15 protein-coding genes and 8 pseudogenes are annotated in these 24,140 nt (G+C 56.4%); 5 read left to right on the top strand and 18 right to left on the bottom strand.

Features of this window, described 5'->3' with window-relative positions; genetic code table 11:
• Positions 1 to 221 precede the first annotated feature (221 nt).
• The 3 genes from HZS54_RS26060 to HZS54_RS10730 all read right to left on the bottom strand — a co-directional run bounded on the left by HZS54_RS26060 (position 222) and on the right by HZS54_RS10730 (position 1,666).
• Positions 222 to 887, bottom strand: a complete 666-nt coding sequence (locus tag HZS54_RS26060) for an IS630 family transposase (RefSeq protein ID WP_218927142.1) — start codon at positions 885 to 887, stop codon at positions 222 to 224.
• A 47-nt stretch (positions 888 to 934) separates the two neighbouring features.
• On the bottom strand, positions 935 to 1,351 hold the full coding sequence (locus HZS54_RS26055; protein WP_218927141.1) for a helix-turn-helix domain-containing protein: 417 nt from the start codon (positions 1,349 to 1,351) through the stop codon (positions 935 to 937).
• Between the two features lie 63 nt (positions 1,352 to 1,414).
• A complete protein-coding gene (locus tag HZS54_RS10730) occupies positions 1,415 to 1,666 on the bottom strand; it encodes a hypothetical protein (RefSeq protein ID WP_179922527.1) in 252 nt (83 codons plus the stop codon).
• Between the two features lie 150 nt (positions 1,667 to 1,816).
• Between HZS54_RS10730 and HZS54_RS10725 the strand changes: the two genes are divergently transcribed.
• From HZS54_RS10725 to HZS54_RS26670, 5 genes and pseudogenes are all read left to right on the top strand, one after another.
• Positions 1,817 to 3,271, top strand: coding sequence for a sulfatase family protein (locus HZS54_RS10725; protein ID WP_179922526.1), 1,455 nt, complete (start codon positions 1,817 to 1,819; stop codon positions 3,269 to 3,271).
• Between the two features lie 363 nt (positions 3,272 to 3,634).
• Positions 3,635 to 3,961: pseudogene (locus HZS54_RS26675) on the top strand (sulfatase-like hydrolase/transferase); the annotation flags it as partial.
• 91 nt (positions 3,962 to 4,052) lie between these two features.
• Complete coding sequence (locus tag HZS54_RS26250) at positions 4,053 to 4,199, top strand: hypothetical protein (protein ID WP_246391907.1); 147 nt, start codon at positions 4,053 to 4,055, stop codon at positions 4,197 to 4,199.
• 197 nt (positions 4,200 to 4,396) lie between these two features.
• Complete coding sequence (locus tag HZS54_RS10715; protein WP_179922524.1) at positions 4,397 to 4,546, top strand: hypothetical protein; 150 nt, start codon at positions 4,397 to 4,399, stop codon at positions 4,544 to 4,546.
• 12 nt (positions 4,547 to 4,558) lie between these two features.
• Positions 4,559 to 4,852, top strand: a pseudogene (locus HZS54_RS26670) (hypothetical protein); the annotation flags it as partial.
• 421 nt (positions 4,853 to 5,273) lie between these two features.
• On the opposite strand, the gene HZS54_RS10705 reads toward HZS54_RS26670, so the two are convergent.
• The 15 genes and pseudogenes from HZS54_RS10705 to tnpA form a co-directional block, all read right to left on the bottom strand.
• Positions 5,274 to 6,101 (bottom strand): IS5 family transposase, encoded by an 828-nt coding sequence (locus HZS54_RS10705; RefSeq protein ID WP_179923003.1) that lies wholly within the window; start codon positions 6,099 to 6,101, stop codon positions 5,274 to 5,276.
• Positions 6,102 to 6,272: 171 nt separating this feature from the next.
• Positions 6,273 to 6,623 (bottom strand): type II toxin-antitoxin system PemK/MazF family toxin, encoded by a 351-nt coding sequence (locus tag HZS54_RS10700; RefSeq protein WP_179922523.1) that lies wholly within the window; start codon positions 6,621 to 6,623, stop codon positions 6,273 to 6,275.
• Positions 6,620 to 6,991 carry a MarR family transcriptional regulator gene (locus HZS54_RS10695; protein ID WP_179922522.1) on the bottom strand — a complete coding sequence of 124 codons (372 nt, stop codon included), beginning with the start codon at positions 6,989 to 6,991 and terminating at the stop codon, positions 6,620 to 6,622. The genes HZS54_RS10700 and HZS54_RS10695 overlap by 4 nt, the downstream gene beginning before the upstream one ends.
• A 156-nt stretch (positions 6,992 to 7,147) precedes the next feature.
• Positions 7,148 to 8,148 (bottom strand): annotated as a pseudogene (locus HZS54_RS10690) (IS630 family transposase).
• Positions 8,149 to 8,318: 170 nt separating this feature from the next.
• Positions 8,319 to 9,161, bottom strand: a pseudogene (locus HZS54_RS10685) (transposase); the annotation flags it as partial.
• 816 nt (positions 9,162 to 9,977) lie between these two features.
• The gene (locus tag HZS54_RS10680; protein WP_246391905.1) at positions 9,978 to 11,093 is read right to left on the bottom strand and encodes an ABC transporter permease; all 1,116 of its coding nucleotides are present in this window, start codon (positions 11,091 to 11,093) and stop codon (positions 9,978 to 9,980) included.
• A complete protein-coding gene (locus tag HZS54_RS10675) occupies positions 11,080 to 12,090 on the bottom strand; it encodes an ABC transporter permease (RefSeq protein ID WP_179922520.1) in 1,011 nt (336 codons plus the stop codon). The genes HZS54_RS10680 and HZS54_RS10675 overlap by 14 nt, the downstream gene beginning before the upstream one ends.
• 1,041 nt (positions 12,091 to 13,131) lie before the next feature.
• On the bottom strand, positions 13,132 to 15,084 hold the full coding sequence (locus HZS54_RS10670; RefSeq protein ID WP_179922519.1) for an ABC transporter substrate-binding protein: 1,953 nt from the start codon (positions 15,082 to 15,084) through the stop codon (positions 13,132 to 13,134).
• A 203-nt stretch (positions 15,085 to 15,287) separates the two neighbouring features.
• The gene (locus tag HZS54_RS10665) at positions 15,288 to 17,507 is read right to left on the bottom strand and encodes an ABC transporter ATP-binding protein (protein WP_179922518.1); all 2,220 of its coding nucleotides are present in this window, start codon (positions 17,505 to 17,507) and stop codon (positions 15,288 to 15,290) included.
• 309 nt (positions 17,508 to 17,816) lie between these two features.
• Entirely contained in the window at positions 17,817 to 18,809 is a 993-nt protein-coding gene (locus HZS54_RS10660) for a transposase (RefSeq protein WP_179922517.1), read from the bottom strand.
• Between the two features lie 117 nt (positions 18,810 to 18,926).
• Positions 18,927 to 19,518 (bottom strand): annotated as a pseudogene (locus tag HZS54_RS10655) (transposase domain-containing protein).
• A 601-nt stretch (positions 19,519 to 20,119) separates the two neighbouring features.
• Positions 20,120 to 21,120, bottom strand: a protein-coding gene (locus tag HZS54_RS10650; protein WP_179922516.1) for an IS630 family transposase whose coding sequence is annotated in 2 segments (ribosomal slippage) — positions 20,120 to 20,628 and positions 20,628 to 21,120 — 1,002 coding nt in all. Because the reading frame shifts where the segments join, the coding sequence is not laid out codon by codon here.
• A 294-nt stretch (positions 21,121 to 21,414) separates the two neighbouring features.
• Positions 21,415 to 22,327, bottom strand: a pseudogene (locus tag HZS54_RS10645) (IS630 family transposase).
• A gap of 115 nt (positions 22,328 to 22,442) precedes the next feature.
• Positions 22,443 to 23,689, bottom strand: a pseudogene (locus HZS54_RS10640) (RNA-guided endonuclease InsQ/TnpB family protein).
• A pseudogene (gene tnpA / locus HZS54_RS10635) lies at positions 23,689 to 24,095 on the bottom strand (IS200/IS605 family transposase). Before tnpA ends, HZS54_RS10640 begins: the two co-directional pseudogenes overlap by 1 nt.
• Positions 24,096 to 24,140: the final 45 nt, after the last annotated feature.

The raw sequence follows: 24,140 nt of genomic DNA, 5'->3' as shown, positions 1-24,140 counted from the left end.
AGCGGCAGCGCTCTCTTGAGTTCTCCATTCCACCAGAACGCCAGGGTGTAACGGGCCGACACGTACGTCTACACGACCATATCTACTGACCCGTTCCCAGAGCTCCACCCCAGTTACCACCGATTCCGCAGTTCCGTCACTCTCAATCAATTCAACCGATAGAATCTGGTCGCTACCCGTGAACTGTGGCGTTAAACCTCGGAAGTACTGCTAGTGCCGCTTCAAGCGTGAATTGTTGGATATAGCTGACGGAGTTTGATCCGTGCATCCTCGGTAGTGAACTGCCAGTCGATGGCTGACTCATCCTCATTTCGGGTGCGCTCCCACGCAGCGACCTCCGCACGGAGGGTCGCTGCGTGGGGAATACGTCGGTTGAGACACTCGGTAGCTAGGGCGCTGAACTCGATTTCGGCCATATTGAGCCAGCTGCCGTGCTTGGGCGTGAAATGGAACTCTAGTTTGCCGAGGAGACGCCGTGCTTCCTCCGGTGGGAGAAACTCGTAAAAGGCGTAGGCTTTGTGCGTTTCGAGGTTGTCGAGCACCACCCGGATGCCGACTGCATCCGGGTAGTGCTCATCGACGAGTGCCTGCATCTGCTGGACGAACTCTTGCTTGCGGCGGCGTTTTGTCACCTCAACGTGTCGCCACCCGACGAGTGATTCACTCATCATGAAGAGGTTCCGCGTGCCGTTTTGTTCGTAGGTGTAGTCGTACCGAGCGACCGCTCCCGGTACGCCCGGGAGCAGGTCGCGGACGTGCTTGTGGAGCGCCTTGTTACTCTCGTCGAAGCAGATGACAGGACGGGCTGGATCGTATGGTTCGTGATAGAGGTTGAGGATGTCTTCCATCCGGCAAACGAAGGCGGCGTTTTCGCCGGGTTTGATCACCCACGATTCGGATCGGTGAGGGTGTAGCCGTGTTTTTTCAGCACCTGTCAGACGGTTTCGTGAGAGATCGATTCAACGTCGATCTCGTTGAGGACGACGAGGTGTTCGGCGAGAAAATGAAGCGACCAGCGAGACCGTCCTTCCGGTGGATCGCTACAGGCTAACGCGATGAGGTGAGCTTCCGCTCGTCCGTCGAGTTTGCGCTCGTAGACCCGGTCGGCCTCGCGGCGATTAATCGCCGCAAGGCCGTCCTCGGCGTACCGTTTCCGGACTCGGCCAACCGTTCCCGGATGGCAGCCAACGGTTTGACTGACGAGCAGGTCAGTCAAGCCGTCATCCGCGTGTAACAGACAGCGCGCCCGCGTGAGAACACGCGTTTTGTATGTTCCAGCCGCCAGCATCGCTTCGAGTTCAGCTCGTTCGTCAGCAGACAGATCGACAATGTACTTCTGGGGTCGTGGCATGATGGACTTCAGAACACGTCTGAATACTACTGAGAGGTGCTTTGAGCAGATTAATCTAGCAGTTCAGGGCTGAGCGGCACTATGGCGCTGACCTGCCTCACCGAGGCGCTGGCCGAACTTCTGAATCCACTTCCAGACCGCCACGTTCGACCGCTCGACGCCGATCCAGCCAAGCACGCGAGATACTTTCCGCAGGCTCACACCGTGATTGCACAGCAAAATCGCCAGCTCGTCGAGGTGGCGATCCCTCTGCTCGCGCTCGAAAAACTCAATCTCCTCAAGCACGTCACTCAACTCGGGAAGGTTCAGTTGCATCAACTCCGATAGGAGCCGAACCTTCCCATCTTTGTCGCTAAGTTAGCAGTGCCCAGTTCGATAACCGCGAGAGCGTTGCACGCCACTCGGCCGGTCCTGCGGGGTGCGACGATACGAAGTATTATCACGGACGGTCGGCACTGGCGAGTCGTGCCACGACCGAACCTCCTGCTCATCCACACAGACCAGCAGCGGTGGGACGCGCTCGGCGCGAACGGGAACGACGAGATCCACACACCGAACCTCGACCGTATGGCCGCGGGAGGCGTGAATCTCGACCGCTACTTCGTGAACGCCCCCGTCTGTATGCCGAGTCGCGCGAGCTACCTGACCGGGCTGTACCCTTCGGAACTGCGCATCTTCGGGAACGGAGTCACGCTCCCGGAGGACGTCCCGACGCTGCCGGAATTCCTCGGGGCCCGAGGCTACGAGACGGCCAACATCGGGAAGCTCCACTTCCACCCGCACGCCGACCGGGACCACACCCAGCCCCACCCCGACTACGGCTTCGACCATCTGGAGATCTCAGACGAGCCTGGGTGTTACAAGGACGACTATCGGGCCTGGGTCCGCGAACGGGCGCCCGACCAACTCGACGAGATCAGCATCGGTCTCCCACCAGCGGCCGAGACCTGGCAAGACATGATGGGCGTCGAGGACGGCATCGAACATCGCGATCCTCGGTTCGTCGCGGATGCAGTGCCGTTCGAGGCCGACGCGGATCTCACGCACTCGGCGTTCGTCGGGCGACGCACCAGCGAGTACGTCGCGGCCCACGCTGACGACAGCGACCCCTTCCTCTGTGTCGCGGGCTTTTACTCGCCCCACTCCCCGTGGGTGGTGCCACAGCGATACCTCGATCTGTACGACCGCGAGGAGATCACGGTGCCGGACCTGCCCGCTCACCTTCGGGCAGAACGGGCCGAGCGTGAGATCGATGAGGACGCGCCGCCGTCACAGCAGGTGACGTTCGACGAGGACGAACGCCGGGCGGTCCGGCACGGCTACTACGCGATGGTCTCGGAAGTCGACCGCTGGGTCGGGGAGATACTCGACGCGCTCGAAAATGCGGGGATCGCCGACGAGACAGTCGTCGTGTTCACCAGCGACCACGGCGAAGACCTCGGTGACCACCTGACATACGGCAAAGGCTGGCCTGGCTGGGACTCGATCAGTCGCGTGCCGATGCTCGTCCACTGGCCCGAGGGCATCGAGAGCCCCGGACGGACGGAGTCTGACCTCGTCGAGGCGGTCGACCTCGTGCCGACGCTGCTCGACGCCGCCGGTGTCGCGGTTCCCTCGGACCTTCAGGGTGAGTCGTTCCTGCCCCTGCTCACCGACGAGCGAGAGCGTTACGAGGGCCGGGACTCGGCGCTCACCGAGAGTCGAAACGGGAAGATCCTCCGTACGGACCGCTATCGCTACACCGTGACCGCCGACGGGACCGAGCAGCTGTTTGACCTGGAGACCGACCCCGGAGAGTTTCACGACCGGTCTGACGACGACGAGCACGCCGACGCCCTCGCCGGCCTCCGGCACCGGCTCATCCAGCGGACGACGACTGTCGACAGAGAGGGCGAGCGGCCGATCGACTACCAGTACTGAACCGGCACAGGGTGGACCTCAGACCGACTGCCGGGAGCAGGCGGCCTCGCGGGAACCGGTCAGCAACTTGTCTGACTCGTCCACCACGTCCGGCTGGTCCTCGGAACGGCCGATCGTCGCCCCGGGTCGCAGAGCTTTCCGGGCGGGTCGTCCGCGAACGGGTCGTCCGGTGAATAGACGCCGTGAATCCCCGGACTCGCAGTCGGTCAGGATGCAGTCGTTCTCGATGACAGTGAACGACGGGGCCTTCGCGGACTTGGAGACGCCGTAGAAGCAATCAAACCCGCGCTCAGTCGAGCAGTCTGTCGGGCCCTCGGTTCCGCTCCGGCAACACGAACTTATCTAAGCCAGAAGGATCGAGTGATGAACAGTTCACCCGTGGAACGCCCGAATATCCTCTTCGTCCTCACGGACCAGCAACGTCTGGACTGGGTCGGGAGCGGTTCAGACGTCCCGGTCCGCACACCGAACCTCGACAGGCTCGCCGACAGTGGTGTCCACTTCGAGAACGCGGTCTGTCCAGCACCGCTGTGTGGCCCTTCACGGTACTGTCTGGCCAGTGGGATGGAATATCACAACTGTAGCGTCGATAGTAACGAGGACTACCCGTTCGACCGGCCGACGTACTACGCCCGGCTGCGCGACGACGCCGACTACGAAACGATCGGGGTCGGAGATATCGACCTCCACATGGATTCACCGACGTGGGGGCTCGACGGGACGGCCAGCATGGCGAAAATGGGCTTTTCGGTGGGGGGTGGAGATCCCGGGCAAGCGGGCGATGGTTGCCACCTATCGCAATCACCTCATCGAGTCCGACTGCTTCGACGCCGACAGTCCGGGAGACGTGCCCGACGACATCGGTCCGGGCGAGGACCCACCGGCGAACCCATACATGGCCTATCTCGAGGAAGGGCCTACTCGATGACTACGTCGAGGACATGGAAGACCGGTTGTTCGGGGACAGGCCCGTCAGTACGTTTTCGACCACGCGGCCGGTGCCCCTGCCTTCGGAGGCCTACGTCGACAACTGGGTCGACCGTCAGGCGATAGAGCACCTTCGGGACGCACCGCGGGACCGACCGTGGCACTTCGTCGTCAACTCCGTCGGCCCCGAACGAACCGATGGACGTGACCGGGGCGATGCACGGGTGGTACCGAGACCCCGATATCGAATTCCCGGCACCGGTCGACCCTGATGGGGAACTTGATGCGGAGACCCACCAGGAGATCCGTCGCAACTACGCCGCGATGTGCGAAAACGTCGACCGCTGACTCGGTCGGTTCCTCGACGAACTACGTACGAGAGGCGAGTGCGACGAGTGGGAGTTACACATCGTCTCAGATCACGGTGAGTTGCTCGGCGACCACGGAGCGTGGACGAAAAAATCGCCGCGTCGACCCTCGACAGGCGTTCCTCTCGTCGTCAACGGACCCGGAGTCGATCCCCGAGGACCGATCACCGAGACACTTGTGAGTGTCTTCGTCACAACGCTACTTGCGCGAGTTTCAGGGCTACTACTCGCCAGTCTGTTCGTCGGGACTGTCTTCGAGACCATCTGGCCCCAGCGGGTGAATTGACCGGCTCTTTCGCTCCCGTGCACGACTCTCGGGAGTGTACTCTGCCGTCAAGAGTTGTCGCTCGCCCGAGAGACCAAAATCGGCGAGCTGGACGTCGATTCCGGCTACACAGCTGTGAGCGCGACTGCCTGTCGGGCTTCCAGCCTCGCCACATTAGACAGGAACCATCAACCGCGATGAATAATCGGTGTCGACCATCGCCAGAATCGCTGCACCCCGTGCGATATTCACATCTCATTTTCCGGCTGATGTCGTTTCGAGCTACCGAGGGATCGCCGCGTCCTAGGGACAAAACATATAATGTGTGATATCGTGGCACACCACAATGAGCGACACGGAGATGGCATAGATACCATACTATCCCACAAACATACACTATTCCAAAATAGGGCCGTGGTGAATCGCCAGACGTAGCTTGATTTCACGGTGTCACGGCTCGCTTGATGTTGTGAACGACACATTTCAGGACGATTTCGCGGAACTCTCGAAACCACGCTCGCGCACGCACGGCGTCGCCGAGCGTGCGCTTGATCGTCGAGAAGACGGTTTCACACGTCGATCGTTGGCGGTAGCGAGGGCCATCGATCCGCGCGTTGTGCGCGTGATCGATGGGCCGGAACTCGCGGTGTCTGATCAGTGGTCTCACGTCCTCCTCGCGGAGTTTCTCGCGTAATTCCATCCAGTCGTAGCCTTTGTCTGCAGCGAGGCTGGCCAGGTCGCCCGCGTTGCGGCGGGCGACCTGCCAGCCGAGCTGTGTGTCGTGGCGTTTCTCAGTCGTACAGTGAACATCCAGAATCGCGTGGCTTTCTGTGTCGACGAGCACAGTCGTTTTGAGCGTCTGGACGCGGTAATTCGTCCGGCGGCAGTAGTGTTTGCTGGCGGTTTCGCGGTCGAAGAACGTCGCGTCGATCGCAGCGTGACCGCTCGGGTCGTGCAGCTGCGCCGAGAGGCGCAGCAGCACTCGCCAGAGTGCTGTCTTGATCCTATCAAACCACTTGACTAGCGTCGAGTGATCGGGGAGATCGGTCGCGTCGAGGCCGATCTCCCCGAGTATTTGTGGCATCTCGCTCAGCAGATCGAGTGTTTCCCGGTACGACTTCTCCAGGTAAACCCGTAGACAGTGCAGCGACAGCACCGCGTACTCGGCGAAGCCGCCACCCCCTTCGGGGGCGGCGACTTCGCCTCGCCCACCAACAGCGTTTTTAGCTAACTGAACCGCTTTCTTCGTGAAGCGGGAGATCTTCGACATAGGCATCGGCGATTTCCCGCTTCACTTTCCTAGTTCTGACGGTCGAAGCCAACGCCGTACAGCGATTCACCAGAGCCGAGTAGAGTGATTAATCTTCCCCCGGTCGATCTGCAGACCTACCTAACTGCTGTTTACCTGAACACCAGCCAAACAAATCACCAGCGTCAACCGCTACTGAAGTTCTACGACGAGAGAGGCAACAGCCTCGTCGACGAGATCGCTGTCAAGGCGACCCTGCCAGAAGTCGATATCCTCGTGGTCGATCGATTGGACGCCCCACGGAACGATCCGACTCTCATCCGGAGTCCCACCACGAAGCCAGCTCGCCTCTGGAATCTCGACCAGTCCGTTCATCCAGGATTTCGTTGTGAGCGTCACTGCGATGTACTGGTCGCCGTGGAACGGACGCCCTTCGTGGTTCGAGAGAATGAGCCAGGGCCGAGCGCCTTCCTCGCCTTTGAACGGATCATCCCCGTAGACGACGTCGCCACGCTCGAAGATGAGGGTCTCTTCGTCGGTCACTGTTTGTCCTTGACGCTCGGATGAGATTCCTCGGGTGCGTGCTCGCGCCATGCTTCCTTGTCCTCCTCGCCGAATTGCTCGTTGAACAGCGCAGTCGCGCGCTCGTAGCCGTTGTAGCCTTCGAGACGTTCCGCGTCGTCGATTACTGCCCAGTACGTCGCCTTGTGCTCGACGAGGTCTCGGTCCTTCAACCGTGAGAGTGCCGTGCTGACCGCGCCTTCGTCGACGCCGATCTGGGACGCGATTTCGCGCGCCTTGAACGCCCGATCCTCGTTGGCGGCGAGAAACCCGAGGACTTGATCGGGGACGGAGAGTTCGTCGAGTTCGTCCTCGCTTGTGTTCTCGAAGGTGTCTCGATCGATGGACATCGTTGATCGGGTGTACGTCGCCAATCGTGAAGAGTGTTAGGTCTGAAAGCCGCGAAAATACTGAAAATTACGATATCGATGAGTCAACGAGTAGCAATCACGTTCGACCACAAAGAGATTCGAGGACCGTATGCATTAAGAGCGCTATAGTAGTCGTTAGAAGTAATTGCTCACTTTTGGAAGCGACAGTTGGTCGAGAGCGGTATCGATCGCGGTGGTCAGTTGCTCAAGCGAGTCAAAGAATCGGTTGCTGAGAGCGTCTTGGAGTTGTCGCCAACACTCTTCGACAGGATTGAGTTCCGGCGAATACGCAGGCAACGTGACGAAGGCGAGGTCGTCACGGGCCGCCAGGTCCGTGACGGCCGACGCCTGGAAGTATGGCGCACCATCCAGCACGACGATCAAGTCTTCTTCAAATTCTTTGCATAACGCGAGAATGAAATGTTTTGCGTGATCGGCGGTGACATATTCGGTAAATCGGGAGAAAAAGCAGTCACCATCTTCGGTGATCGCGCCGAGCAGACACGTCCAGTCGCGTTGGCCGGACAATTCGACGCTCGGCCGCGTGCCGCGCGGAAACCACGCGGCACGCGGCTCGACTTGCACCGATTTCTTCGTCTGATCGATACAGACTATTTTGGCGTCCATCTCCGCTCGCTTTTTTTGATCTCGTCGTGGAATTCTTCTTGGTCGGCTTCCTTGGCTTCGGCGGCTGTACGGCGTGGTTTTTGATAACTCAATCCAGCTTCTTTGAGCAACCGTCGGCAGCTCGGATAGGAGTACTCGACGCCGTAGGTGTCTTCGAGAAATTCCTGGACGAGCGCCGGTGTCCACGCCGGCGCGTCGATCCCGACTTCCTCAGGAGGTTCGTGAACGGCTTGTTCGAACTTTTCTTGCTGTGATTCTGAGAGCTTTCGTTTTCTCCCGGATCGATGAGCATCAGAGACGGCTTGCTCAAGCGGTTCGTCCGTATCAAGTCGCATCAGCCAGCTGTAGATCGTTCTTCGCCCGGTGTCGTGCCACTCTGCAAGTTCGGATTGCGTTACGCCGTTTTTGTACGCGATCGCAGCTAACAACCGTTGTGTCGGCTTGTTTCCTTCGACGTTGTCGAGGGCGTTTTGAAGTTCTTCGACGGAGATCTCGTCGAGATGGTCCATTGCATACAGCAACAATCTCTGAGCCGAAAGTTCTAACGACTACTATAGTCGCAACTTCTGCGACTCTTGGAAGTTGAGACTACACTGGTTTAGCGGGGCTGTGATGCGTGGTTTCTCCCGGGATCAGGGGCCGAGAACTGTTTCAAAACCTCTCCGAAGTGCTTCTTCTTGTAGAACTTGACCCCGAAATCCTTCGAGGTAGTCGTAGCCATGAACCACTTGATCGACCTGTACCCTCTCTCGATCTCCCAACGAAAGCCGTACTCCGTGAGCTGACCACTCCCGAAATTCGTCATGGACACCGAATACTGTCGATGGTCGTCGTGCTCTGAACCCTACTCTATCCGATATATAAGCGTTGTCTCGTGCCATTCGTTTTTACCAAGACGGAGTTTCCAGCCGGTCTCGTAGCGATCTTTCCCATGTTTGAGTAGCCGCTCGGCCCGCGCTTTTTCCACTCGTCTGCATCCGCTTCGGAATCACGTACGACAGCCCACGTCAGCTGATCATCTCCAGGATGTACTGGGTATCGAACCCCTGTCCATCAACACGTTATCGACATTAACGGGGTTCTCGGCAGAGTTAAACATGTCTTCGACGATTTTCAGTCGTGTCTCTTCCTTTCGCACCACCCGCGCGTTGAGCACGAATGGGACTGCGTTGCCGACCAGCTGGACCGTCAGCCACTAGTAAGCGTAATCGTTGGCCTGTTCTTTCGTCCCAATTCTCTCGTCCTCGTGACCCGTCCTATCGCCCGTGAAGGGATCGGCTTCGGTGACGTCGATCGCTACGATGCCTGCGCCGAAAAACTCCACTGTCCCTGCAGTCTCACCAATGGGTTATCAAATCGCCTGTCGATACATCTCGCGAAACCGCGGTATCGAGAGGTCGTGGAGAAGGTTGCGATTAGCGTGGCCAAGTGGTGTCCGTTCCCGTGTAGATACGTGAGTGAAGCTATGAGCGCCCCCGTTGGCGGCTACGTTCTCACAGAGACCGGAATCGGTCTGTAAGCCTCAACGGGGTTCGTGCCCAGAGAATATGCGTCAAGGCTGCAATTGTGACTGATCACGAAGGGCATCTATGGACTGGCGAGCGCGAGGAGACCGATGACCCAGGCAACCTGAAGAGGTGGAATCTCGACTACGCATACGACAACGACCATCACAAGAAGCAACTCAAAGGGAAGCTGGTTCCAGAGGGAGCGGGAGGAATTGCTGAGAGCGCAAGTGGGTCAAAATCGTGCCCAGAGAGGACGTCCGAGAGGTGCGCGAAAAAGAGATGCCGGTTCGCAAGTCCATCTACGTACCGCCCGTCAGCACAGACGACGATGGATCATGGGTGATCTGCCCTCATGAGACTCCGTTTGTATCAAACTCGGACCTACACCGAAAGAGGATGTACCCCGAAATGACAAATACGATACCAAATATAATCAGATCGAAATACAAGACGATGTATGCGTCAGAGGATCGGTCAATATTGAGGTACGAGAACGCAAGTAGGACGAGAAGGAAAATATCGAACACAAAGATGGCGAACACGTGTCTCAAATGCCCACAGAGCTGTTCCCAGAATCGCTCACGAAATCCAGCCATATACAAAGGACGTAATGGGGGCACATGAATATTCTGACCGGGTGCCAGTGTGGCTTTAAAAAAGAACGGTTGAATGCAAGGTACTGTCTATAGTAGAATCTGGAAGTCTTTGCAGAGTTAGGTGAAGAAGATAGACGCTCTCTATCGATTTTCCATGATACGCCGATGGAGTGAGCAGATACTCCTGGGAATCAGATACTTGGCAAGAAGTTTGAGACGGGTTGTTTTACGTCGCTACTGGATCTCCTCTTTTTCTTGCGCTTTGTGCTTAGCCCTAATACGCGGGTTGACTACACGGTCCAGCCCCTGTACAAGCATGATCATCGCCCACGAGAGGAGCACGACGGTGAGAACTGGGAACAAGAGCGCGTGAAGTTGCGAGGGGGTCTGAGCCGCTCCCGAACGGTAGGCGAGGTTCATAAGGACGCCCCAATTGACTCCTTCGAAGGGGAGGATCCCCAAGAAGTACAGCGCGACGGAACTGAAGATGACCTGCCTCGACGTGTCGACGAAGCCGATGAGGATCAGCGGCATCATCTGCGGGGTGATATCTTTCGCCAATATAGTCGGTGTCTTGACGCCCATGAACCGTGATGCCTCAACGTAGGAGTTCTCGCGTATCGTGAGCACCTGAGATCGGATTCCACGGGCGTGGCCAGCCCAGGAATTGATAGAGATAAGCACACCCACAACGATCGGGTTGCTTGGCTCGAAGATCGCTGAGATAACGATAATCAGCGGGAGGCCTGGGATAGTCATCGCCACGTCCGTGAACGTCATCAGGAGCTCGTCGACCCGGCCACGTTTGTAGCCAGAGACGATCCCTACGGTGGCACCGACTCCGGTAGCGAATATCCCGCCAGCCAGAATCATCTTGTACATATTCGGCGAGGCATGTACGATCGCAGCAAAGATGTCCTGTCCCTGACGGTTGGTCCCAAGCGGGAACTCCCAGGTCTGGAACGGTTGGATCCACGGATCTGGATACACAGTGGGCTCCGGAACCACCATGACACCAACGGTTCCCATAATGGCATACAGCGACAGCACAAAGAGGCTCGCCTTGGTCCGCCAGTCCGACCAAGCAACCTTAAATACGGCATACATCTCCAGCAGTGAGTCGCGTACGCGGCTACCGAGTCCCTCTACCTCAACAGATTGCTTCTGTTCGAATGAAGAGAGTGGGAAATCATCCGTCCCGCCGTCGGTGATGCGTGTTTCCCCGGTCTGATCTCTATTCGTCATACTCTCGTCCCCAGTATCAGTGGATTGGTCGTTGACGAGTTTGTCGACGGGGTGGTTGGCCGGTTTATCGTCTGAGTCGTGTGTGTTGTTCTCAGAACGCTTCATGTGAGTCACCTCCCGAGCTCGCGCGCGGGTCAATGAGTCCGTAGGTCAGATCTGCGATCATAACAGCAACGACCACAGCAATCGTGATGATCAGGAACCCACCCATCATCAGCGGATAGTCGCGAGAGCTGATGGAGCGGAAGAAGTAGTATCCAACCCCAGGATACTGGAAAATCTCCTCGAGAATGATTGAACCACCCATCATGAACCCGATCTGGATCATGATGCTGGTGTAGATAGGCAAGACGGCGTTTCGGGCAACGTATTGCAGCCGTATTCGGCCGGATCGGAGTCCACGAAGTCTCGCCACGCGAATGTAATCCTCACCGAGGACACGGATACTATTGCCTCGCATTCGAAGGGCGCGCCCACCGAACGCTGTGATCACAACCGAAGCGATCGGTAGCGTGGCGTGCCAGAGAATATCGAGGAAATAATTCAGTGTGAATCCAGCTTCGATCCCCAAACTCGTCCTATTACCCGAGGGGAATATTTCGAATGTGTACGCGAAGATAACTATCAGGAAGACACCCGCGATGTAGTATGGGATCGAGTTCATGACAACCGAGAAGGTACTCAGCGCGTAGTCAAGATCCGACCCCTCCTTGTATGCCAGGAAAGCACCCAATGCAATAGAGATCGCGAGGCTGATGATAAGTGCGACACCCATGATGAACAGCGTCCATGGAAGCGCTTCAGCGTAGATATTCAAAACGGGCCTATTGTAGAAAAATGAGGTCCCGAAATCGAACTGGAAGATCGAGACAAAGTAGTTAATATACTGTTGCCAAAGAGGACTGTCAGGCTGTACGGCGATGTACTGTTCGACCATCCGGTTTATCTGCGCTGGCCGCGCAGCTGGGTTATTACGCCTGATCTTTGCCTTTACGAAGTCTGCGGGACCACCAGGCATGAGCCGCGTAAGCGCGAACGTTAGCGTGATCACGACATACAGAGTTACTCCCGACCTGAGTACCCGTTTTAGGTAGTAGTTCATGTTTCAGTTGTTTTGGATTGTTTGACACAGCTAAGATTCCACATCCGGCTGAGGAAGCTGTCAGATTTGGAGTGTTTATTCGGTCGATACGCCTGGGAGCTAATGACCCACATACCGGAGAAATAGCCAGACACGCATTTATAATTTTCTTTTGGATAGCAGAGAGGTCCCGTGATTTGTGTATACTACCGTGAGGCAGCAGACGCTTCAACTCACAGTCCGTGGAGCCAGAAAGAGGGTGTCTGAAAACCGGCATAACAGGTCGAATCGGGGTCCGATCAGATGGATGGATTTCCTTCGAATAGCATCACAGCCGCCTTGAGCAATTCGTCGTTGCCACCATGGGCCGGTGGGTCTCTGGTCAGGACCACTGCAACGCGATCGGCCCCTTACGGAAAGGGTTCGACGAACAGTTGCGGAACAGGTCTGGAATTCGGCACCGCCGATCTCTCTAAAAACAACATGACCGATCTGGAGAAGCCGTACACGCCCGTCCATGTGTCGAACTGGGACGACGCCTGCGAGCGAATGGCTACGAGCTGGAGTGAGAGTAGGGAGACGAGCGATCTGAACGTAGATTCAGGCCTAAATTTACGCGTCTACTCTCCAATCCGCGCTTCAATTCCTTGAGGAATCGCCAGATACGCTCCGCACCTCGCTGGTTGGAATATCGCTCGAACAGGGACTGTTGGGCTCCGTTCGTCCGACTGTTAGTCCTGTTCCCGCAGATTCACCCCTGCGTTTTCGGACCAGCATAGTCCTTAGGTAAGTTGAGCGCTTTCGCCTTCATCAACCGAAAAGAATCAGATTGGTGGGAATCTGTAGACTCTTGGCGGCCTCGATATGACACACGAGAGAATCAGGACTCAAATCGCTGGCGTCAGCTCTACCTATCACTCAAATGCCGTCAACACAATGGGGTCGAACGGGTCGGTAGGCACTCGCGCAGGCAGTATCGTCGGCGTCCCACCGTGTAGAGGGGCGTCCCGACGAGGATCCGAGAACAATCGGTTCGGGACCCAGTTACGGGTCTATCCCCGATTACTTGACTTTCGGGAAGCCAGCACGGATGGGCCAGAACTGCGGGTTGCCGATCCGCATGTGCGGGTTCTGATCAACGCCGTACTCACTCTTTTCGAGTCCGCGGTCGCCAGCCGGCGACGGCCATTCCCAGTCATCCGTCGTGTACGGTACCGCCTGGTTCCGGACCACGTCGTAGGTCTTGTCCTGGTTCCAATTGTAGACCCAGGCGATCTTCTGTAGCAACGGCCGCTTCTCGTCCTCGCTAGTGGCTCTCCCGAGGTCGATGAGCAGCTGTTGAACATCGACCTCTTGCAGGTCGCCCTCGGGCTCTCCGATCGGCGGCACGTCGATCGTGTAGGAATTCTCCGAGGCGTCGTCGTCCCAATTCTTGGGCCACGCGGTGAGGTGAGCCTCGGAGACCATATTGGTGGTATACCCGACTTGCGGGATCGGGGGCACCTGCCCCTGCCACCAGTGCAAGGCGTCGTACGTGTGGTTGGGGACAGTCTGCCCCTCGTAGGTGGTCGACTCTTCGTTGTAGATTTTGACCTTGACGCCGAACGTCTCGAGAGTCTGTTTGAAGTGCTGGCTGCGACCCTGGAAGTACGGGGGAGACTTGAGATTGACCTGGAAGGTCTCTCCGTTCGGGCGCTGCCACCACTGATCGCCCTTAGTGAAGCCTTCCTCCTCGAGGATCTGGGTTGCCTTCTCGCGATTACCCGTTTTCCCGAACTTCATGTAGTCACTCTTCCGGTCACCGAGCCATTTGTCGGTCAGGAAGTTCGACATCCCACATGGGATATCGGCAGCCGCGAGCATGAATTCCCCATAGGACTCACCTTTGACCATCAGCTCGCGATTGATCGCATACGCCAGTGCCCAACGGACCTTCCGGTTGTCGAAAGGCTTGCGCCGGGTATTCCACGTGATCGCCCGTCCAGTATGGCGTTGCTGGACGATCCAGTTGATCCAGTCGATGTCGTTCTGGTCGAGTTGCGTTACCTGATTGTTCGTGATGGAGGCGTTTTGGGAAACGTCGGCCTCCTTGTTCCGGATCGCCTGCCAGCGCTGCTGTGGCGTGTCGATCGGCTTCATCACGATCTGGTCGTACTCGAAGTCGTCGCCTGTGGTACCCAGAGCGTTCGAGTAGTCGTCGTAGATATCGAGAACGAGCCTGGTCCCGTCCGCATCGGAGTACTTGGCGGGACCACAACCGAGCCCCATGTCAAGTGCTTGGTCCCCAGTAATTCTGCGCTGGGTGAGATCGCTCATCACCTGCTGCTGCTCCTCTTCGGTACTCGCCTCTTCTAAGGCCTGCAGGTCCTCTCCGAAGATATCGTCGCGGTACATCCACCGCTTCCCCCCAAACAGATTGTCTTCGAGAAGCAGTGGGTCCACCTTAGTTGACAGTGTCAACTCAGCGGTCTTGTCATCGGCTGCCTCCGCTCCAGAAATGAAGTCCCATACCGGGTCTCCAAAGTAGTCCAACAGTTTAAGATTGCCAACGAAATCCGTTGCCGTATAGTCTGCACCGTCGTGCCAAGTGAAGTCCTCATGAATGTTGATAGTCAGGGTATTACCCTGCGTGATCGTTGAGGGCCATTCCCAAGACTCGGTGAGAACGTTGTACCACTCGTCTGCCTGCTGGTGGTATCCTGCCCCATAATCGAACATCACGTTACGGTGCATATCGTCTGTCCCGCCGTTCCAGGGATTGAAGTTCACTTCGCTCGGCACTGCCTTGTCCATGAACATGATCAGCATGGACGGGCCCCCGTTTCCACCTCCGCCGTTCCCGTTGCCACCGCCGTTTCCGTCGCCGCCGTCGCCACCGTCGCCACCGTTTCCATTGCCCGTGCACCCTGCGAGACCGACGATGCTGCCGGCGCTTAGTGCTCCCGCTGATTTGACAAGAGTCCGACGGCTGAAGCCATCACTCTGTTCACGACTATCATCGCCATTGACTGGCATGGGGAGACGTTGGAATTCATCAGTCATTAATGTTACTGTTCATTGGGTGTTTGACTTATCAACTAAACCAAAATCAATCACGCATCAGACCGATGCTACGTCGCGATTCCGAGATCGTGACCGACTCGCGAAGGAGATAGAAAACGGCAGCGTCGCTATATTTTTTATGGTGCTTTTTCCGGCGTTGAACTCAGAGAGGCTAACTATGCCGACTCATCTGACGCGGCTACCGTTGCCTCTGAATCCTGATCTTCGTCCCCGCTTATCGGCTCACTCTCCCAGTATGGGTGGTCCTCACCGTATTCACGGAAGCAGGCCACGCCGTGCTCGGAATCGGAGCCATCGAGTCCGGGCTGTTCCTGCGTACACGCCTCTCTGGCCTCCGGACAACGCGTGTGGAACCGACAGCCCGATGGCGGGTCAACCGGGTCCGGAATATCGATTCCACGGATCGGGGGATCCTCGACAGTCTGATCAGCCTCCAGATCTGCGGTCGACCACTTGAGGACCTTCGTGTAGGGATGTTTCGGATTAGCAATGACCTCTTCAGCCGGCCCAATCTCGACGATCTCACCCAAGTACATCACGCCGATGCGCCCGCCCGCCTTACCAGCGATGTAGCGAGCGTTCGAGAGGTTGTGGGAGATGAACACGTAAGAGGTGTCGAACAGCTCCTGGAGCCTGAGCATTAGATCCATCATCTCCACGCGTAGCGAAACGTCGAGCGCACTGACAGCCTCGTCGGCCATTATAAGGTCCGGGTTCATCAGTAGAGACCGAACCAGTGCAACGCGCTGCTGCTCTCCACCACTGAGCTGGTGAGGGTACCGCTCAGCGTAGTCTTCCGGCGGTGACATGCCGACGTACTCAAGCAACGCAAGGATCCGGGATATCCGGTCCTCCCGGCCCAGATCGGGTTGGGTGACCTTCAGAGGGACTGCCAGGCTCTTCATAACTGTTCGGTTAGGGTTCAGCGAGCCCCCGGGGTCCTGGTGAATGATCTGAAGCGAACGACGGATGTCCGTGAAGGGGATATCGACATCCCCCTTTTCGTCGTGTGCGTCCCAGATATCTTGGTCGCGGTAAGTGACGCTCCCACTCGTTGGTCGCTGCCCACCGATAAGCGTCTTACCTAGCGTTGTCTTCCCACAGCCACTCTCACCGACGAGCACGACGACGTCATTTTCATAAATATCTAGATCGATGTCATCCACCGCATGTACGGTATCTGTATCCCCTCGAAGTTTGCTGAGTACACCTTCGCTTTGTTCGAAATGGACTGATAGGTCATTAGCTTCTACCAATGCGTCATCGGACTGCTGCCCCTCGTAGGTAGTTGTCTCAAAGCTATCGTCGATATCGAACTCCAGCGGGATCTCCTCTGCTGCGTCCTCCCAGTGGAAACAGGCTGTCTCATGGTCGTCCGTCACATCGGAATACCCCGGCTCCGTCCGTGTACACTCCTCGTCCGCGAGGGGGCAACGCGGATGATACGAACATCCTGTTGGAACATCGACCGGGTCCGGCGCGCTTCCCTCAATGGGACGCATCTTCGACAATGGCGCATTGAGGTTTGGTACTGCCTTCAGCAGCGCTCGCGTGTAGGGGTGAGTGGGGTTGGACAGCATCTCGTCAGTCGGGCCTACCTCGACCATGTCGAAGGCATACATCACACCCAACCGGTCACAGAGTCCCGCAACGAGCGGAAGGTCATGTGTGATGAAGACGATCGTCAGCGAGTATTTCTCTTGGAGATTCTGAAGAAGGCTGAGGATCGACCGCTGCATCAGCAAGTCAAGTGCCGCCGTGGGCTCGTCCATCACGAGCACGTTGGGTTCAAGGACAAGACTGAGTGCGAGGAGCGCCCGCTGTTTCATCCCCCCAGAGAGTTCGTGGGGATAGGAATCAAGGACCCGGTCGGGGTTCAAGTACAGGTCAGAGAGGAGCTCACGTGCATGTGACATACCCTCATCCATATCAGTACCGTGAGCATCGATGGTTTCCTCGAAATGAGTCCGGACATCGAGGGTCGGATTGAACGAACTCAATGCACCCTGGAAAACCATCGAGACTTCTTCCCAGCGTAGCTGTCTGAGTTCCTCATCACTCAAGCCAAGGATATCGACGCTATCTCCATTCTCGCGGTGATATGTGATATCCCCAGTGAGGTTGCCGGGTTCGACAACAGCATCCAAGAGCGCCGACGCGAACATGGACTTCCCGCTCCCGCTTTCGCCGACCACTCCGAGTATTTCCCCACGGTGGATATCCATATCGACATCATCCAGCACCTTAGAGGAACCTCGGTCCATATCGAAGCTCACGGAGGAATTTCGGAGAGTGAAGACAATATCGTCATCAGAATCCTCCTCCGTTTGGCTGTCGTCGTTAACTGTTGCGAGGTCTTGGTCTCGAACTGTCATTGTGACACCCCAGCTGCTTCGTCAGGTCTGGTTTTTTTCCGGTGTGAGCTGATCAACGGCCCCTGGGAAGCTCCTTCATCCCGAACCGGAAACGCTACTCGGAGAACTTCAGGAATCATGTACGTGTGACCATGTGTCCCACGGGCTATTTCAATATTTTGGTCGGCTGATAGAGCAGTTCGTTAGAGGGCTGGTACTACTTTAGATCAGTACACTAACCGAACCCCTCTAATTGGAGTCGATTCGGACCACTCACCGTCTCATGGTGATCTATCTTTACTGTAACAAGAGGGTGTCATAGAACTCTTCTCACACCGTGATGATCGTGCTCCCCGGATTGTCTCCGCGTTCGTAGTTGGTGATAGCGACGACAAGACGAAGGCACAGGGCGAGAAACACCTGCGCTCGTGCGTGGACGCGGCCTCGGGCGTGCGTTCGCCCGAGGCCGCAGTCCTTCACTGATTCGTTGGTTCGTTCGACTCCAGTACGGCGGTTGTACGTCTCATCCAACGTGGACTGCTTCAGCTGAACCTCCTTGCTGTGTTGTTCGATACGGTCTTCGACCCTGTACTCGATGTCTTTCGGGTCGTCGGTATTTCGCGCGTTGTACGGAGCGACTGGCACGACCCCTGCGGCCAGCAGGTGGTCGTGCCAGTCGAGTGTGTCGTAGGCGCTGTCACCGACCATCCAGATCGGTTTGGCGACGGCGAGCGCGTCACGCGTGACGCGCATCGCCGTCTCCTCTGGCGCTTGCTTACTCTCTGTGAACTCCGCCGCGATCGGGATCTTTTGCCCGGTCGAGACGATCGTGCAACCGTACCCGTAGTAGTACTCTTCGTCGGTTGGATCGTAGCATTTCGACGCATCTTGATCGGCAGGCATCGCTCTCACGTCGGTTGAATCGATGCAGTAGGTCAAGTCGAGCAAGCCGCGGCGGGCGGCCTGCTCGACGAGTCGGTCAAACACCTCGTCAACGACGTGTTCAAGATCGGTGAGAAAGCGATCGACCGCGTCTCTCGACGGCGGTCGATCGAACCCACAGCTCAGCCAGACAACCGTGTTCCGAAGCTCTCGTTCAACGGGGCGAATGCCGTAGATGTCGTGGTAGTAGCAATGGAGGAAGCCACGCATCAGCTCTGGTGGCTCGTGCTCTCGTGTTCGCCCCGTCTTCGCCGGGGCGAACACGTCGAACTCTTCGAGAAACTCGAAGGAGAGATGCTCAAACAACGCTAGGGTCTCGGTCTCCGCGACATTGAAGAACGTCTCTACCGAAGGGTCATCTTGCAGGGTCGCTGAACTCATTCCACCTCAGCGTTCACCCTGCTCTTTGGTGTGCTACTCGTTCTATGACACCCTCGTAACAAGGTAAAAAATGAGCAGTGGCAATTGGTTTGTGACATTGTGCCAACAAGCAAAGGTTTAGAGCCATGATTCGGCGGTTTCCAGTTCAGCATAGCTGAAGCAGTTCCAAGAAGATGACGTTCGACGCTTCAGCACTCGAAAGATCGTTCGACGCCGTTGCGATCTCCATGGCGACGCGCCCAAAATCAGAGCCCAGCTCGTTGCGGCGCAGTTCAGAGGTGGCAAACACCATCGACGAGAACGACGGCAATTTTGACATCGCATTTCTGCCGTAGTTTGCGGAAGAAGATATTGTGAGAGGTGCCGTTGTCATCGAAAACAGCTCAACGTGACGTAAGTCGTTGGTTTCGTGATCCGCGATGGCGTACAGCCAGAATTGCAGATCGTTGGTCTCAGTCACCGTTTCATCAAGCGTGGTTTGATTCAGTGATCGACCAAATTCGGATGGAACCTCTGTACCCAATCGTGGATCGCATTGTGACTCGGATCAACAGTCAGGACGTTGAGTAAATTGACAGTATCGACAGCGACAACTTACAACGTGCGGTTGAACACCGATCCCTATCGGCGGCTCGAGTGTTCGCTTGCACTCCACAAAATCAAGATCGATCAAGTCTCTATGATCAGCGGGGCAGCTAATCTCTATCATGAACACCAAGAAATCCGTTTCACCTCACCTTTCATGCTTCACTCAACACGGTTACACAGAGATGCCCCGTAGCTTTGAGTGATAATTCACGATAGTGAAAGTACATATATATGTTCAATAATTTGTCTTTCCGCCATGTGGGAAAATAGAGGGATAGAACTCCACCAGACTAAAACGCCTGATATCAAGCTCAATTGGCTGATTTGGTCATTCTTGGGTCGGCTTCCAATATACCACCCGAGAAGAGCCAAACACACCGAATCTAAGTTCTCGCTACAATTCCGTCATGTGGGACGTGCGTTCCACGATACTTAAGAGGTCAATCTCCGCTTGAAGAGAAAGGCTGCCGAGATCGTAGAATGTTCTAACAATCATCACAGAAGTGTTGATTGAAGTCTAACTGTGAGAGAAGTGTATTTAGTACAGGTCTGGCAGCTGCGGCAAATTACATCATTAGGAGTGTAATTCAATCAGCTCGGCGGACTCCATTGGGTCTAACATCTTATAGATACGGCTAGCGAGGGCTATAAAGTAGATCAGAGTGGGAGGAAAAAATTCAAGCATTTCATTGTGACTTTACGAGTTATAGCTATAGTGGACGTTAGAAGTAATTGCTCACTTTTGGAAGCGACAGTTGGTCGAGAGCGGTATCGATCGCGGTGGTCAGTTGCTCAAGTGAGTCGAAGAACCGGTTGCTGAGGGCGTCTTGGAGTTGTCGCCAGCACTCTTCGACAGGATTGAGTTCCGGCGAATACGCCGGCAACGTGACGAAGGCAAGGCCGTCACGGGCCGCCAGGTCCGTGACGGCCGACGCCTGGAAGTACGGCGCTCCGTCTAGCACGACGATCAAGTCTTCTTCGAATTCTTCGCATAACGCGAGAATGAAATGTTTCGCGTGATCGGCGGTAACGTACTCGGTGAACCGTGAGAAAAAGCAGTCACCGTCTTCGGTGATCGCGCCGAGCAGACACGTCCAGTCGCGCTGGCCGGAGAGTTCGACGCTCGGCCGCGTGCCGCGCGGAAACCACGCGGCACGCGGCTCGACTTGCACAGATTTCTTGGTCTGATCGATGCAGACTACTTTGGCGTCCATCTCCGCTCGCTTTTTTTGATCTCGTCGTGGAACTCCTCTTTGTCGGACTCTTCGGATTCGGCGGCTGTACGGCGAGGTTTTTGATAACTGAGTCCAGCTTCTTTCAACAGCCGCCGGCAGCTCGGATAGGAGTACTCGACACCGTAGGATTCTTCGAGAAACTCTTGGACGAGCGCCGGCGTCCACGCCGGCGCGTCGATCCCGACCTCTTTGGGCGGTTCGTGAACGGATTGCTCGAATTCTTCTTGCTGTGATTCTGAAAGCTTTCGTTTTCTCCCGGATCGATGAGCATCAGACACGGCTTGCTCAAGCGATTCGTCCGTATCAAATCGCATCAGCCAGCTGTAGATCGTTCTTCGCCCGGTGTCGTGCCACTCTGCAAGTTCGGATTGCGTTACGCCGTTTTTGTACGCGATCGCAGCTAACAACCGTTGTGTCGGCTTGTTTTCTTCGACGTTGTCGAGGGCGTCTTGAAGTTCTTCGATGGAGATCTCGTCGAGATGGTCCATTGCATACAGCAACAAACTCTGAGCCAAAAGTTCTAACGACTACTATAGACAGCCGGCTTGACTATATCGATTGAATATACACGATCATAACGATACGGCAATCAAGATGCCTTCTCTATAATTCGCAGGAGACATTGGGTCATGCATCTATTCTGATTTGACTGTGTATTTTCTGAACTCTAAATCCCACAGCAGCTGTAGATGGAAATATAGTGGTCGTGTGGGCTTGGATCTGCAGATTACCGTCGAATGAGGAATCTCAGTTTATACCTATTTCCTCAACCGAGTGTTCCTCTATGAGGGACCGGACATCATGCGATAAGCCACTATTACAGTAGTCGTTAGAAATGGTTTCTCGCTCAAGAAGAGATAAGCTGGTCGAGAGCGGTATCGATTCCCCTCTGGTAACGTCACGAAGAAGAGGCCGCCACGAGGTGCTAGGTCCGTGACGACCGATGCCAAAAAGTAGGGCGAGCCACCCGGTACGCCGATCAAGTCTTCTTCGAATATTTGTCACGGATTTAGAATGAATCTTTTTGTGTGAACGGCGGTGGCGGATTCGGTGATTCTGCTGATCAGACATGTCCGGTCACATTGGCTAGCAAGTTCTACGCTCGGCCGCATGCCGCTCGGAGACCAGGCGCCTCGACCGAGACGGGTTTGGTCGTTTGGCCGATGCAAACTATTTTGACGTCCATCTGTACTCGCTTATTTTGAGGTCATCGTGGAGCTTGTCTTGGTTGGATTGCTCGGCTTGGTTGGCTGTGAGGCGTGGTTTTTGATAACTCAGTCCAGCTTCTTTCAACAACCGCCGGCAACTCGGATAGGAGTATTCAACGCCGTAGGTGTCTTCGAGAAATTCCTGAACGAGCGCCGGTGTCCACGCTGGCGCGTCGATCCCGGCCTCTTCAGGAGGCTCATGAACGGTTTGTCTGAAGTGTTTTTGCTGTGATTCTGTAAGCTTTCGTTTTCTTCCGGATCGACGATCATCAGAGACGGCTTGCTCAAGTGGTTCGTCCGTGTCAAGTCGCATCAGCCAGCTGTAGATCGTCCGTCGACCGGTGTCGTGCCACTCTGCAAGTTCTGTCTGCGTCACCCCGTTCTTGTACGCGATCGCGGCTAACAAACGTTGTGTCGGCTTGTTTTCTTCGACGTTATCGAGGGCACCTTGGAGTTCTTCGACGGAGATCTCATCAAGATGGTCCATGGATCACAGCAACAAATACTGAGCGGAAAGTTCTAACGGCTACTACAGTTGTATTCAACGCTCAATAAGAACGTTCCATTCCTGGCCGGTGCCCTCCAATTGCAGGAACTGTGAACTACCCCGCCCTACTCACGCCCTTCGGACGCTGCTTGAGGGCGAGGCTTCCTGCTTCCATGACGCGCTTTGCAGGAACCGAATCGGTTCCCGTAGGGAGCGCAGTCTCCACAGGCGTTCGTTCGGAGTGTCCCACTCCTACATCTTGTAGACCGCGAGAAAGAACGTTCCATGCTGCGTTCGCGTCCCTGTCCGCCTCAAACCCGCAGGCGGGACAGGAATGTTCACGGACCCACAGCGGTTTCGCCGTCTCGACGCCGCATGACGCACACTCTTTGGTCGTCCCTCTCGGGTTCACCGCGACGAAGTGCGTCCCTTCGCGGTCGCATTTGTATTCGAGCAACGAGAGGAACGTTCGCCATGCCGACGACGCCGTGTTGCGGCTGTTCGACGGCGACTCCATCATCCCCTTCACGTTCAGGTCTTCAACCGCCACGAGGTCGTACTCCCGAGCGTAGTACGCCGAGAGCTTGGGGAGGAAGTCGCGGCGCTTCCGTCGAAGATCGGCGTGACACTTCGCGACTCGTCGGCGTTGCTTCTCCCAGTTGTTCGACCCGTGTTCCTTCCGTGAGAGGGACCGCTGTTCGCGTTCCAATCGCTCCCGTTCGACGGAGAGGTTGAGCGACCCCACGGCGGTCCCGTCGGTGTCGTGGGCGTACGTGAGAATCCCCACGTCGATACCGACGCACCGCTCGGGGTTCTCGGGCGGTTCGGGCGGTTCGCGGTCCATTTCGACGCCGAAGGTGGCGAACCACTCGCCCGTCGGTTCCTTCTTGACCGTGACCTGTTTGAGTGTCGCGTCTTCGGGGATGGCGCGGTGAAGCCGAATCGGTATGTCTCCGAGTTTCGAGAGTGACAGCACAGCCTGTCCGCCCTTCTTGTCGAGCTTGAAGCCAGACTGGTTGTACGTGAAACTGCGGAACTCCCGTGGTGGCTTCCACTTGAGTTGACCGACGCCGTAGCCGTTCTCCTTGAGTTTGGAGAGGGTTTTGAGGTTGTCGAACAGCCGTTCTACGACGGTTTGGAGCACCTTCGAGTACACGTCCGAGAGGTCGTCCCACCACTGTTTGAGATCGGGTAGCTCCGACCGAAGCGTGGTCATCGAGGGCAGTTCGCCATGGCGTCTTGGTACTCGTTGAGTCGGTAGAGCGTGTGGTTGTACAGTTGTCGACAAATATCGCGGTGGCGGTCCAACTCCTCACGGTGGGCGTCGGACGGCTTGAGTCGGTACTTGTAGGCGTGGTACATCAGCTCTCCCGCTGGTCTTCGACGTACTGTTTCAGCACATCCAGCGACACCTGCCCCGTCGAGATGAGGCAATACGAGTCGTTCCAGAACGAGTCGCCCCACAGTTCGGTCTTCAGTTCATCCTCGTACTCGTTACGGACACGGCGAGCAGTCGCACCTTTGACCGTGTTGATGAACTTCACGAGGTCCGTGGTGGGTTTCGCTCGGAATAGAATATGAACGTGGTCATCCTCTCCGTCGAGGTTCGTCAGTTCGACGCCGTAGTTGTCCGTGAACCCGCTGATGACCCCGCGATGAATTGGGTTCGCTCCTCGGTTAGCACTCCGCGCCGATACTTCGTGGTGAGTATCAGGTGGTAGTGCAGGGAGTACGTCGAGTGCGTTCCCGAGTCGAGGTCATACTTCATTGGGTTCATGCTGTAACAGTTATCCCAACCGAAATGTATTCCGAC

The organism is Halosimplex pelagicum (assembly GCF_013415905.1).
GTDB lineage: Archaea > Halobacteriota > Halobacteria > Halobacteriales > Haloarculaceae > Halosimplex > Halosimplex pelagicum.
Note: the sequence above shows the minus strand (reverse complement) of the source record. Positions and strands in the feature narration are given on the sequence as shown.

Coding starts and splice junctions, on each gene's coding strand:
- HZS54_RS26055 (WP_218927141.1), bottom strand. CDS start 1,351: ATGCCACGACCCCAGAAGTACATTGTCGATCTGTCTGCTGACGAACGA.
- HZS54_RS10730 (WP_179922527.1), bottom strand. CDS start 1,666: ATGCAACTGAACCTTCCCGAGTTGAGTGACGTGCTTGAGGAGATTGAG.
- HZS54_RS26250 (WP_246391907.1), top strand. CDS start 4,053: ATGGTTGCCACCTATCGCAATCACCTCATCGAGTCCGACTGCTTCGAC.
- HZS54_RS10715 (WP_179922524.1), top strand. CDS start 4,397: ATGGACGTGACCGGGGCGATGCACGGGTGGTACCGAGACCCCGATATC.
- HZS54_RS10705 (WP_179923003.1), bottom strand. CDS start 6,101: ATGTCGAAGATCTCCCGCTTCACGAAGAAAGCGGTTCAGTTAGCTAAA.
- HZS54_RS10695 (WP_179922522.1), bottom strand. CDS start 6,991: ATGTCCATCGATCGAGACACCTTCGAGAACACAAGCGAGGACGAACTC.
- HZS54_RS10680 (WP_246391905.1), bottom strand. CDS start 11,093: ATGAAGCGTTCTGAGAACAACACACACGACTCAGACGATAAACCGGCC.
- HZS54_RS10675 (WP_179922520.1), bottom strand. CDS start 12,090: ATGAACTACTACCTAAAACGGGTACTCAGGTCGGGAGTAACTCTGTAT.
- HZS54_RS10670 (WP_179922519.1), bottom strand. CDS start 15,084: ATGCCAGTCAATGGCGATGATAGTCGTGAACAGAGTGATGGCTTCAGC.
- HZS54_RS10665 (WP_179922518.1), bottom strand. CDS start 17,507: ATGACAGTTCGAGACCAAGACCTCGCAACAGTTAACGACGACAGCCAA.
- HZS54_RS10660 (WP_179922517.1), bottom strand. CDS start 18,809: ATGAGTTCAGCGACCCTGCAAGATGACCCTTCGGTAGAGACGTTCTTC.